This window comes from Acidovorax sp. BoFeN1 (assembly GCF_003345135.1).
Lineage (GTDB): Bacteria > Pseudomonadota > Gammaproteobacteria > Burkholderiales > Burkholderiaceae_C > Acidovorax > Acidovorax defluvii.
On the sequence record NZ_QOZT01000106.1, the window covers coordinates 1 to 11,517 of the forward strand.

The following is an 11,517-nucleotide window of genomic DNA, read 5'->3' on the forward strand; positions in this document are numbered from 1 at the left end:
GGCGGAAATCGGGCCTCAGCGCCCCGCGAACTGCCCAAATGGGCCGCGCGAGAGGCATAAAAGTCCAAAAAACTGCGTCATCCAGGTTTGCGCGGAAATTTTCGACGGCTTGTTCAGCGTAGCCTTAACGTCGGTTCATCCGTGCGACGGGTCGTGTTGAGGGGTTTCCTCAAGCGGCTAGAATCGCGGATTCATTCACAACCCCCAGAGGGAAACCATGAGCGATATCGAAGCACGCGTCAAAAAAATCATTGCCGAACAACTTGGCGTTGAAGAGTCCCAGGTCACCAACGAAAAAGCCTTTGTGGCCGACCTCGGCGCTGATTCGCTGGACACCGTCGAATTGGTGATGGCACTCGAAGACGAGTTTGGCATCGAAATTCCTGACGAAGACGCAGAGAAGATCACGACGGTGCAAAACGCCATCGACTACGCCAACACTCACCAGAAAGCCTGAGCGGGCGTCCAGCGCCTGTCTTGAGCGATCAGCAGAAGGTTTTTACGCATGAGCCGTCGTCGCGTTGTCGTGACCGGCCTGGGGTGTGTCAGTCCCGTGGGTAACACGGTGGCGGATTCCTGGGCCAATGTCCTGGCCGGTAAGTCCGGCATTGATCTCATCACCAAGTTCGACACGTCGAACTTTTCCTGCAGGATTGCAGGCGAGGTCAAGGGATTCGATCTGGAGTCCTACATCAGCGCCAAGGATGCGCGCGCGATGGACGCCTTCATCCATTTCGGCATCGCTGCGGCGGCCCAGGCTGTGCAGGATGCAGGCTTGCCCACGGGTGAGGCCCTGCACGACGAACTGGCAACGCGCATTGCCTGCGTGATCGGTTCTGGTATCGGCGGCTTGCCGCTGATCGAGAACACCCACGCCGAGTTGACCGCACGGGGTCCTCGGCGCATCACTCCTTTTTTCGTGCCCGCTTCCATCATCAACATGGTGGCTGGGCATGTTTCGATGCGGTTTGGCTTCAAGGGGCCCAACCTCTCGGTGGTGACTGCGTGCACCACCGGGCTGCACTGCATTGGGCAGGCAGGTCGCATGATTGAATACGGCGATGCCGATGTGGCTGTGGCGGGCGGCACCGAGTCCACCGTGTCGCCCCTGGGCGTGGGTGGCTTTGCCGCCATGCGTGCACTTTCCACACGCAATGACGACCCCAAAACCGCTTCCCGCCCCTGGGACAAAGACCGCGACGGTTTTGTGCTGGGCGAGGGTGCGGGCGTGATGGTGCTCGAAGAGTACGAACACGCCAAGGCGCGCGGTGCAAAGATCTATGCCGAACTGAGCGGTTTTGGCATGAGTGCCGATGCCGGCCACATGACGGCTCCGAGCATGGATGGCCCACGCCGCGCCATGCTGCACGCCATGCACAATGCCGGCATCAACGCCGATCAGGTGGATTACCTCAACGCCCATGGCACGTCCACTCCGCTGGGCGACCTCAACGAAACCAACGCCATCAAGGCGGCCTTGGGCGATCATGCCTACAAGACCGTGATCAGCTCCACCAAGTCCATGACAGGCCACCTGCTCGGTGGTGCCGGTGGAATTGAAAGCGTGTTCACCGTACTGGCGTTGCACCACCAAAAGGTGCCGCCGACGATCAATATCTTCAACCAGGATCCCGAGTGCGATCTGGATTTTTGTGCCAATACGGCGCGGGACATGCCGATCGACATCGCCGTCAAGAACAACTTTGGCTTTGGCGGCACCAACGGCACGCTGGTCTTCAAGCGGATTTGATGCGGTTGCTGTCACCAGCCCTTGTTGGTGACAGCCCCGAAACGGTTTTTTGCCCTGCTTCGCTCCGCGCGCTGGGGTTGTCCGGCTTTCGGCAATTGCCTTGGCGACGCTGATCATGCGCCGCGGCTCCCATTATTTTTCTGCTCCACCTGTCCGATATCCCATCGGACAGGGTTCGGTGCTGCTGTGGGGAATGCTTTTCCTGTGGGGAGCGGGTGGTGCCGGGTTGTGGTTCTGGCTTTTGCAAGGGGCCGGCGATTCGGTGGCGCGATTGTCCGTAGCCCTGGGCGTCTGGCTGTGTGCTGCGGGTGCGGTTGTGCATTTCTGGCGCCAGCGGCTGGATGGGGTGCTGCAGTGGGATGGTGTTCGCTGGCACCTGGAGGCCGGTCCGCCTGGCGACCCGGTGCATCCCCTGAAGGGAGCCCTGTGGGTAAGGTTGGATCTACAAAGTCACCTGTGGGTTTGTCTGGATGAACCAGGTGGGCGCCGCACCTGGTTATGGCTGGAGCGTCAGGGCGCTCCTGAACGATGGGGCGATCTGCGGCGTGCGGTATATTCGCGCCCCAAGCCCGAGGCCACCCCGGCCGACGAACCCGCTGCGGCCAGACGCCCGCCAGCGTGAATTCAAAGTGACCATGACCGTAACTTCCCCTGCAGCCCCCACAGACAGCGACCTCCAACTGGTGGAGCGCACGGTTGCGGGCGACCAGCGCGCTTACGAATTGCTGGTCATCAAATACCAGCGGCGCATCGAACGTCTGATTGGGCGCATGGTGCGGGACACGGACCTCGTACCGGATATTGCGCAGGAAACTTTTATCCGCGCTTACCGGGCGCTGCACCAGTTTCGTGGCGAGGCACAGTTTTATACCTGGCTGTACCGGATCGCCGTCAACACAGCGAAAAAGGCGCTCATGGACATGAAGCGCAATCCCGTCATTTCGGAAAACGCTCTGCGTGGCGGTGATGACGAAGATGAAACTTCCCGCCTTGGACATGAACTAATTTCCGAAGAAACACCCGAAACCATTCTTGCAGCACGTGAAATTGCCGAGGCCGTGAATGCGGCCATGGAGGCATTGCCGGAGGATTTACGCCAAGCGGTGACCTTGCGTGAGATAGAAGGATTGACTTACGAAGAAATTGCCGCGGCGATGGAATGCCCCATCGGAACGGTACGGTCGCGGATTTTTCGTGCCCGAGAGGCGATTTCTGCGCGTGTGCGCCCTCTGCTGGAAAACCAGTCGGGCAAGCGCTGGTGATGGACGTTTCTTCGGAGGCGGTACATGGATGCGGCCATTGGGGCCGGGATGATGTTTGGCAGGTGACGCAATGAACACAGACTTGATGAAACGCGAACAATTGTCGGCCTTGGCCGACGGGGAACTGCAGGGCGAGGAACTGGCGCAGGCCCTGCAATTCGCGACGCAGGACGAGGGTCAATCCACCTGGCAGATTTATCATCTGGTGGGTGATGTCTTGCGTGCTCCCGAACTGGCCCGACACCAGCCGGGCAATCACTCCATGGTGATGCGGCTTCGCGAGCAACTGGCGCAAGAGCCCCTGTACGGGAGTCTGTCCGAAGCCATGCCGGAGGTGCAACAGGTTGCTATGCCCGAGACGGCGGTTGCCGCAAATTCATCGGTTTTCCTATGGAAGATGGCTGCCGGATTTGCGTCATTGGCCGCCGTAGCCGCCATTGGCTGGAGTTCTTTGGCAGGGTTGCAGGGCGGGGCGACTTCTGGTGCCCAATTGGCTGCCGCGCCTGCGCCTTCCCAGCCGGCAGCTGCCGTGGCAAGCGTTTCGGTCAACGATGGCCAGCAGGTCATGATTCGCGACCCGCGCCTCGATGAGCTTTTAGCCGCCCACAAACAATTTGGAAGCACGTCCGCATTGCAGATGCCCGCAGGTTTTCTGCGCAATGCCACTTTTGAGGCCCCTGCCCGCTGATGCGTTGAGGGGCGATTCAGTTCGCCGAATGAAGCGAACGCGAGCAAAGTGCTCCGGCCAACGCAGTTGCCTGGACAAGTTTGTCGTGCCGCCGGTTCTGTGGGGCAATGGCGTGTGCCAAAGCCGCGCATGCTGGCAGCGGATCCCGGCAAATCAAGCGCGTAGAGGCGACACATGGCGCGCCTCGTGCCATCTTCCGGCGCAATGAGGTAATGCGCGTCGTCCTGCTTGGGCTAAAGCTGCTCGCCTGAAGACACGGGATGCATCCAGACTGGCCCGAGAACTGCTAGCAATCCTGGGCGATATACCAAAGCTTTATCGCCGCCGGACGCCTGACCGGCGCCTGGCCTGTTGCTCACAACGCGATTCCACTGCAATCCCTGCATCTGATGCGAGCCACTTGGGCAGGGAGCCCACGTGCATGCACCGTATGCTGGATCGCGCCAGCTGTTGCGTGGGGTACAACGGAGCGCGTGCTTCAGGGAACCAAGTGACTCCTGTTGCCTTCACAGGCATACAACATCTGTTCGTAACCATTGCCACAATTCAAGAAAGGTCGATGATGCTCAGGATCGATTGGAAAAAACTGCACTCGTATGCACTCGCAGGCGCGCTGATGGGAGCAGCGAGTCTGGTGGTCGTGCCCCATGGTGCAGCCCATGCGCAAACTGCCGCGTCGCGTGGCTTGCCGGACTTCACCGAACTGGTGGAGCAGGTGGGGCCATCGGTGGTGAACATTCGCACCTCCGAGAAGGTGTCGGCCCGTACCAACACCAACGGCATGGATGAAGACATGCTTGAGTTTCTTCGGCGTTTTGGTGTGCCCATGCCCAACATGCCCCGGCAACAAAGGCCTCAGCGGCCCCAGCCCGACGAGGAGCAGCCTCGGGGCGTGGGATCGGGATTCATCCTGACGGCCGACGGTTACGTGATGACCAATGCGCACGTCGTGGACGGCGCTGACGAGGTCATCGTCACCCTGACGGACAAGCGGGAGTTCAAGGCCAAGATCGTGGGGACCGACAAGCGCACCGACGTGGCTGTGGTCAAAATTGAAGCGACAGGACTCCCCGCTGTGAAGGTGGGAGACGTCAGCCGCCTGAAGGTGGGTGAATGGGTGATGGCCATCGGTTCGCCGTTTGGCCTGGAGAGCACGGTCACCGCCGGTATCGTGAGCGCCAAGCAACGCGATACGGGGGACTATCTGCCATTCATCCAGACCGACGTGGCCATCAATCCCGGCAACTCTGGCGGGCCATTGATCAATATGCGCGGCGAGGTGGTGGGGATCAACAGCCAGATCTATTCGCGGTCTGGCGGCTTCATGGGCATCTCGTTTGCGATTCCCATGGACGAGGCCATTCGGGTCAGTGAGCAACTGCGTGCGTCTGGCCGCGTGACCCGCGGGCGCATCGGTGTCCAGATTGGTCAGGTCACCAAAGATGTCGCCGAATCCATTGGCCTTGGCAAGGCATCGGGCGCACTGGTCACGGGCGTGGAGTCCGGGTCGCCCGCTGAAAAGGCAGGCATCGAGGCGGGCGACATCATCACCCGTTTTGATGGCAAGGCGATCGACAAGCTGGCAGATCTTCCGCGCCTCGTGGGCAACACCAAGCCCGGAACGAAAAGCACGGTCACGGTGTTCCGCCGCGGCACCGCCAAGGACCTGAGCCTCACCATCGCGGAAATCGAGGGCGACAAGCCGGTGCGCAAGGCTGCGGAGCGGGAAGAAAAACCAAAAGCCTCGGCTGCTGCACAGTTGATCGGGTTATCGGTGAGCGCGCTGACCGATGCGCAAAAGAAAGAGCTGAACATCCGGGGTGGGGTGGTGGTGAATTCGGCCACCGATGCCGCTGCACGTGCCGGCCTGCGCGAGGGTGACGTCATCCTTTCCATCGCCAACACCGAAATTGGCGGGGTCAAGGATTTGGAGGCGGCGCTGGCCAAGGTGGACAAGAACAAGCCCATCAATGTGTTGTACCGTCGGGGTGAATGGGCCCAATATGCCTTGATTCGCCCTTCCAAATAAGCTGGCACTGAGGGGGCGCCCTGAGGGCGCGCAGGGAAATCCCGGGTGTATATCCGGGATTTCTTTCGTCTGGATCGCCGCCGAGAGCAACTGCGGCCAAATTAATTTCGGAAGATGAGGGTTGGTTTTCGCTCACCCGGAAAACTGCGCATCGATCAGATTGGATAGAATGCGGCCCTGCGTTCAACACATATCGACATATGAGTCGGCGCTGGGATCATATTGTGAAATGGGCATGGCCCCTGCACCACAGATCCGCAGCTAGCCCACAAGTTGTCCCATGTTGCTCGGATGCTGCTTGTGAATAAGTTGTGTATAAAATGCTTGTTGCACTGCAGCAACGCGCTTCACATGTGGGGTTGATGGCTCATGGGTTCAGGCTTTTTGCCTACAATGAGGCTCCAACCTTCGCAGTTGCCAATGATTGTTGGTTCAGGGCGCGTCGCCATTCGACGCGCCCTTTTTTCTTGTCCGCGCCGTTTCAATTCAATTACTTGACGCTTCCCGTTGATGAAACACATCAGAAATTTTTCCATCATTGCGCACATCGACCATGGCAAATCGACGTTGGCCGATCGCTTGATCCAGCGGTGTGGCGGACTTGCGGACCGCGACATGGAGGCGCAGGTGCTTGACTCGATGGACATCGAGAAAGAGCGTGGGATAACCATCAAGGCACAGACTGCTGCCCTGCAATACAAGGCCCAGGACGGGCAGGTCTATAACCTCAATCTGATCGACACACCGGGCCACGTGGACTTCTCTTATGAAGTGAGCCGCTCGTTGTCGGCCTGCGAGGGTGCGCTGCTGGTGGTGGACGCATCGCAAGGTGTTGAGGCGCAGACGGTGGCCAATTGCTACACCGCGCTGGACCTCGGTGTGGAAGTGGTTCCCGTGCTCAACAAGATGGATCTTCCGAACGCTGATCCCGACAATGCCAAGGCGGAAATCGAAGATGTGATCGGTATCGACGCGACCGACGCCATTCCCTGTTCGGCCAAGACCGGCATGGGCATTGACGAAATTCTCGAAGCCATTGTCGCGAAGGTGCCAGCGCCCAGGGGCAACGCCACGGGCCCCCTGCGCGCGATGATCATCGACAGCTGGTTCGACAGCTATGTGGGCGTGGTGATGCTGGTGCGCGTGGTCGATGGCCGCCTGCTCAAGGGCGAGCGCATCAAGATGATGGCCTCGGGCGCTGTTTACAACGCCGACAACCTGGGTGTGTTCACACCGGCCAACGAGCCACGCAATTCGCTCGATGCCGGTCAGGTGGGCTACATCATTGCGGGCATCAAGGAGCTGCAGGCGGCCAAGGTGGGCGACACCATCACGCTCGAAAAGAAGCTGCCCAACAACGCGGGCCCCGCCACCGAAGCGCTGCCCGGTTTCAAGGAAATCCAGCCCCAGGTGTTTGCCGGGCTTTACCCCACCGAGGCCAGCGAATACGACTCGCTGCGCGACGCCCTCGAAAAGCTCAAGCTCAACGACGCATCGTTGCATTACGAGCCCGAAGTCAGCCAGGCGCTGGGCTTTGGTTTCCGTTGCGGCTTCCTCGGTTTGCTGCACATGGAAATCGTGCAGGAGCGACTGGAGCGCGAGTTCGACCAGGACCTCATCACCACCGCGCCCAGCGTGGTGTACCAGGTGGTCCGGGCCGATGGCGAAGTGATCATGGTCGAGAACCCGTCCAAGATGCCCGACCAGGGGCGGCTGGAGGAAATCCGCGAGCCCATCGTCACGGTGCACCTCTACATGCCCCAGGACTACGTGGGCCCGGTGATGACGCTGGCCAACCAGAAGCGCGGTGTGCAGATGAACATGGCGTACCACGGGCGCCAGGTCATGCTCACCTATGAAATGCCGCTGGGCGAGATCGTGCTCGACTTCTTCGACAAGCTCAAGTCGGTGTCGCGCGGCTATGCCTCCATGGACTATGAGTTCAAGGAGTACCGTGCTTCCGATGTGGTGAAGGTCGACATTCTTCTCAATGGCGAAAAGGTGGACGCGCTGTCCATCATTGTGCACCGCTCGCAGTCGCAGTACCGCGGTCGTGCCGTGGTGGCCAAAATGCGCGAAATCATCAGCCGCCAGATGTATGACGTGGCCATTCAGGCGGCCATCGGCGCCAACATCATTGCGCGCGAAACCATCAAGGCACTGCGCAAGAACGTGCTGGCAAAATGCTACGGCGGTGACGTCAGCCGCAAGCGCAAGCTGCTCGAAAAGCAGAAGGCAGGCAAAAAGCGCATGAAACAGATTGGCTCGGTCGAGGTGCCCCAAGAGGCATTTCTGGCCATTTTGCAGGTGGAAGATTGATGCAGTTCATGCAGATCCTGACTTCTCTGGTGCTCGCTGCCTTTGCGGGCTACGTCGGCGCCTGGTACATGGGCGCCATCGAGGGCAACTTTGCGTTGCTGCTGTTTTTGGCCACCGTGGTCACCGGGGCCTACTGGCTGGCAGAGCGCATGGTTTTTCTGCCGCGCAGGCGCCGGGCGGCGCAGGCCATCGAGGATGCGGCCGTACAACGCCGCGCCGAACTCGACCGCATGGGCATCCAGAAGGTGGATGTGGACGTGCAGGAGGCCAAGGGCCGCATCCTGATGCAACCCTGGTGGCTGGACTGGACCGCCGGATTGTTTCCGGTGATCGCCGCAGTGTTTTTCCTGCGCTCGTTCCTGTTCGAGCCCTTCAAGATCCCGTCCGGTTCCATGATTCCCACCCTGCTGGTGGGCGACCTGATTTTGGTGAACAAGTTCACCTATGGCGTGCGGCTGCCGGTCATCAATACCAAAATCATTGAGGGCAACCAACCCGCTCGGGGTGATGTGATGGTCTTTCGCTATCCACCGCAGCCCAGCCTGGACTACATCAAGCGCGTGGTGGGCGTGCCTGGCGACGAAGTGGCCTACCTCAACAAGCGCCTCACCGTGAACGGAAAGCCGGTTGACACCACGGCTGCGCCGGATTTCTTTGACAAAGACAGCATGCGGTATTTCAAGCAGTACGAAGAGCAGCTGGGTACCCAGCCGCACCGGCTGCTGAACACCCCCGAGGCGCCTGCTTTTGTGCAGGGGGCCACCAACTTTGCCTACCGCGATAACTGCCGCTACAGTGTCGAAGGCGTCGTTTGCAAGGTGCCACAGGGGCACTATTTCATGATGGGCGACAACCGCGATAATTCGCTGGATTCGCGCTATTGGGGGTTTGTTCCCGAGGCCAACATCGTGGGCAAGGCGTTCTTTGTCTGGATGAATTTTGGCAATCTCAAGCGGATTGGCGCTTTTCATTGAAGAGCGCAGACACACAACAACGAGGGGGTAAAAGTATGAGCATGCATCGCACAGCCAGTCGGTCGCGCCAGCGCGGCCTGTCATTCTTTGGGCTGATTTTTGTCGGTTTGTTTGCGGTGGCAGCCTTTGCCATTGGTGGGCAGTCCGTTCCGATTTTTCTGGAATATGTCGCGGCCAAAAAGGCCATCGAGAAGGCCAAGATAGAGAGCACCGTGCCCGCCATCCGGGCCGCTTTTGACCGCGCGGCAGCCATTGACGATATCAATTCGGTCAAGGGCTCGGACCTCGAAATCACCAAGCGTGGCGACAAGGTGGTGGTGTCCTTCAAGTATGCGCGCGAGATTCCCCTGGCAGGCCCCGCCTACCTGGTGTATCGCTTTGATGCGCAGACCAACTAGGTGCAGCCGGCTCTACTAGCGCTGCAGACCCGTCTGCAGCACACCTTTTCCAACGCGTCATTGCTGCAGCGTGCCATCACGCACCGCAGTTTTTCGGCAGACCACAATGAACGCCTGGAGTTTCTGGGCGATTCGGTGCTCAATCTGGCTGTGGCCAGCTTGCTTTACCAGCGGCTGAGCGATTTGCCCGAGGGCGATCTCTCGCGTGTGCGTGCCAACCTGGTCAAGCAGGATACGTTGCACCAGCTGGCACTGCGTCTGCAGGTGTCTGACGTGTTGCGCCTGGGCGAGGGCGAGTCCAAATCTGGCGGCCAGCAACGGCCCTCCATTCTTGCCGATGCCCTTGAAGCCCTGATTGGCGCCGTTTACCTCGATGCCGGTTACACCAGTGCCGAAGCGCTGGTGCACCGTCTGTTTCAGGGGGTGGAGATCAACCCTCAGATGCAGGCCGCTGCCAAAGACCCCAAGACCGCGTTGCAGGAGTGGCTCCAGGGTCGCAAAATGAAGCTGCCGCAATACAGCGTGGTGGCCACGGTAGGGGCGGCGCACCGCCAGACCTTTGACGTGGAATGCGTGATCACCGAACTGGGCCTGGCCGAACGTGGCATTGGCGGTTCGCGCCGTGCCGGCGAACAGGCCGCCGCCGCCGCCATGCTGGCCACACTGAAAGCGAAAAACATATGAACGATGCTACTAAAGATGTAGCTGATGGCGCAAGCCCAGCAAGCGCTCCGGTGCAAAATGACCTGGATGCCATGTTGGCTGCTGCGGGCGCTCCGGCAGCCGTGCCGGGCCAGCGCTGCGGCGTGATCGCCATCGTGGGCAAACCCAACGTGGGCAAATCCACGCTGCTCAACGCCCTGGTGGGCCAGAAGATCAGCATCACCTCGCGCAAGGCGCAGACCACGCGGCACCGCATCACGGGCATCCGCACGCGCGAGCAGACGCAGTTCATTTTTGTCGACACCCCCGGATTCCAGACCCGCCACGCAACGGCGCTCAACAAGTCGCTCAACAAGACCGTGATGGGCGCAATTGGCGATGTGGACCTGATCCTGTTTGTGGTGGAGGCAGGCAACTTCACGCTGGCCGATGCCAAGGTGCTTTCGTTGTTTAAGCCCGGCATCCCCACGCTGCTGGTGGCCAACAAGCTCGACATGGTGCACCGCCGCGCCGAACTGGCGCCCTGGCTCAAGAGCATGCAGGAGCGCCACCCGTTTGCTGAATTCGTGCCCATGTCGGCCAAGAACAAGGGCGACATCGAACGCCTCTTTGGCATCTGCGCCAAATACCTGCCCGAGCAGGCCTGGTGGTATGCCGAAGACGAGCTGACCGACCGCAGCGAGAAGTTTCTCGCTTCCGAGACTGTGCGCGAAAAGCTGTTTCGCTTTACGGGCGATGAGTTGCCTTACACCTCCACGGTGGTCATCGACAAGTTCGATGAAGAAGCCAGCAAGGCGCACAAACGCATGGTCAAGATCGCTGCCACCATCGTGGTCGAGCGCGACAACCACAAGATGATGGTCATCGGCGACAAGGGCGAGCGTTTGAAGCGCATCGGCACCGAAGCCCGCCAGGAGCTGGAAAAGCTCATGGATGCCAAGGTGTTCCTGGAGCTGTGGGTCAAGGTGCGCTCTGGCTGGGCAGACGATGAAGCGCGCGTGCGCTCGTTCGGCTATGAATAGCGACCATCCCCCTGAGCGGCTGCGCCGCTTCCCCCTTCTCTCGCATCGCTGCGCGCTGCGGGAAGGGGAACGACGCCAGTGGTCGGGCAAAGCCCGTTCCACGGCGACCGCTGGCATGGCCTGCTCCGCCGCCTTTTGAGGGATGGCGTAGCGTTTATTTCATGCCAGTGCGCCGCATTGCCGATGAACCTGCTTTCGTGCTGCACAGCTACGACTGGAGCGAGTCCAGCCTGATTCTGGAAGTGTTTTGCCGACGCCAGGGGCGCGTGGCCCTGGTGGCCAAGGGCGCCAAGAAGCCCAGCTCCAACTTCCGTCCTGTGCTGCTGCCGCTGCAGCCGCTGCTGGTGACCTACACGCTCACAGGGGATGGCACGGCCGACATCCACACGCTCAAGGGCGCCGAGTGGGTGGG

At 60.2% G+C, this 11,517-nt stretch carries 12 protein-coding genes; all 12 read left to right on the forward strand.

The window, feature by feature from the left end:
- The first annotated feature begins 217 nt into the window (after nucleotides 1-217).
- Complete coding sequence (acpP, locus tag DTW89_RS17180; protein WP_003058049.1) at nucleotides 218-457, forward strand: acyl carrier protein; 240 nt, start codon at nucleotides 218-220, stop codon at nucleotides 455-457.
- Between the two features lie 48 nt (nucleotides 458-505).
- Nucleotides 506-1,750, forward strand: coding sequence for a beta-ketoacyl-ACP synthase II (fabF, locus tag DTW89_RS17185; protein WP_024814396.1), 1,245 nt, complete (start codon nucleotides 506-508; stop codon nucleotides 1,748-1,750).
- A 100-nt stretch (nucleotides 1,751-1,850) separates the two neighbouring features.
- On the forward strand, nucleotides 1,851-2,372 hold the full coding sequence (locus DTW89_RS19440) for a hypothetical protein (RefSeq protein WP_161555648.1): 522 nt from the start codon (nucleotides 1,851-1,853) through the stop codon (nucleotides 2,370-2,372).
- Between the two features lie 13 nt (nucleotides 2,373-2,385).
- Nucleotides 2,386-3,012: an RNA polymerase sigma factor RpoE gene (gene rpoE, locus DTW89_RS17190; RefSeq protein WP_024814397.1), complete on the forward strand. Its 627-nt coding sequence runs from the start codon at nucleotides 2,386-2,388 to the stop codon at nucleotides 3,010-3,012.
- A 70-nt stretch (nucleotides 3,013-3,082) separates the two neighbouring features.
- A complete protein-coding gene (locus tag DTW89_RS17195; RefSeq protein ID WP_114656814.1) occupies nucleotides 3,083-3,700 on the forward strand; it encodes a sigma-E factor negative regulatory protein in 618 nt (205 codons plus the stop codon).
- 616 nt (nucleotides 3,701-4,316) lie between these two features.
- Complete coding sequence (locus tag DTW89_RS17200; RefSeq protein ID WP_406557763.1) at nucleotides 4,317-5,729, forward strand: DegQ family serine endoprotease; 1,413 nt, start codon at nucleotides 4,317-4,319, stop codon at nucleotides 5,727-5,729.
- 510 nt (nucleotides 5,730-6,239) lie between these two features.
- Nucleotides 6,240-8,048, forward strand: coding sequence for a translation elongation factor 4 (gene lepA, locus DTW89_RS17205; protein ID WP_111865523.1), 1,809 nt, complete (start codon nucleotides 6,240-6,242; stop codon nucleotides 8,046-8,048).
- Entirely contained in the window at nucleotides 8,048-9,022 is a 975-nt protein-coding gene (lepB, locus tag DTW89_RS17210; protein ID WP_114656815.1) for a signal peptidase I, read from the forward strand. Before lepA ends, lepB begins: the two co-directional genes overlap by 1 nt.
- Nucleotides 9,023-9,057: 35 nt before the next feature.
- Nucleotides 9,058-9,420 (forward strand): DUF4845 domain-containing protein, encoded by a 363-nt coding sequence (locus tag DTW89_RS17215; RefSeq protein WP_114656816.1) that lies wholly within the window; start codon nucleotides 9,058-9,060, stop codon nucleotides 9,418-9,420.
- On the forward strand, nucleotides 9,421-10,104 hold the full coding sequence (gene rnc, locus DTW89_RS17220; protein WP_024814403.1) for a ribonuclease III: 684 nt from the start codon (nucleotides 9,421-9,423) through the stop codon (nucleotides 10,102-10,104).
- On the forward strand, nucleotides 10,101-11,105 hold the full coding sequence (gene era, locus DTW89_RS17225; protein ID WP_114656817.1) for a GTPase Era: 1,005 nt from the start codon (nucleotides 10,101-10,103) through the stop codon (nucleotides 11,103-11,105). Before rnc ends, era begins: the two co-directional genes overlap by 4 nt.
- Before the next feature lie 161 nt (nucleotides 11,106-11,266).
- A partial coding sequence (gene recO / locus DTW89_RS17230) for a DNA repair protein RecO (protein WP_201741032.1) occupies nucleotides 11,267-11,517 on the forward strand: 251 nt, incomplete at its 3' end.

What these genes read in the sequence shown, in the direction of transcription:
- DTW89_RS17200 (WP_406557763.1), top strand. Translation starts at nt 4,317, where the DNA reads ATGGGAGCAGCGAGTCTGGTGGTCGTGCCCCATGGTGCAGCCCATGCG.
- lepB (WP_114656815.1), top strand. Translation starts at nt 8,048, where the DNA reads ATGCAGTTCATGCAGATCCTGACTTCTCTGGTGCTCGCTGCCTTTGCG.
- era (WP_114656817.1), top strand. Translation starts at nt 10,101, where the DNA reads ATGAACGATGCTACTAAAGATGTAGCTGATGGCGCAAGCCCAGCAAGC.
- acpP (WP_003058049.1), top strand. Translation starts at nt 218, where the DNA reads ATGAGCGATATCGAAGCACGCGTCAAAAAAATCATTGCCGAACAACTT.
- DTW89_RS17215 (WP_114656816.1), top strand. Translation starts at nt 9,058, where the DNA reads ATGAGCATGCATCGCACAGCCAGTCGGTCGCGCCAGCGCGGCCTGTCA.
- rpoE (WP_024814397.1), top strand. Translation starts at nt 2,386, where the DNA reads ATGACCGTAACTTCCCCTGCAGCCCCCACAGACAGCGACCTCCAACTG.
- DTW89_RS17195 (WP_114656814.1), top strand. Translation starts at nt 3,083, where the DNA reads ATGAACACAGACTTGATGAAACGCGAACAATTGTCGGCCTTGGCCGAC.
- lepA (WP_111865523.1), top strand. Translation starts at nt 6,240, where the DNA reads ATGAAACACATCAGAAATTTTTCCATCATTGCGCACATCGACCATGGC.
- fabF (WP_024814396.1), top strand. Translation starts at nt 506, where the DNA reads ATGAGCCGTCGTCGCGTTGTCGTGACCGGCCTGGGGTGTGTCAGTCCC.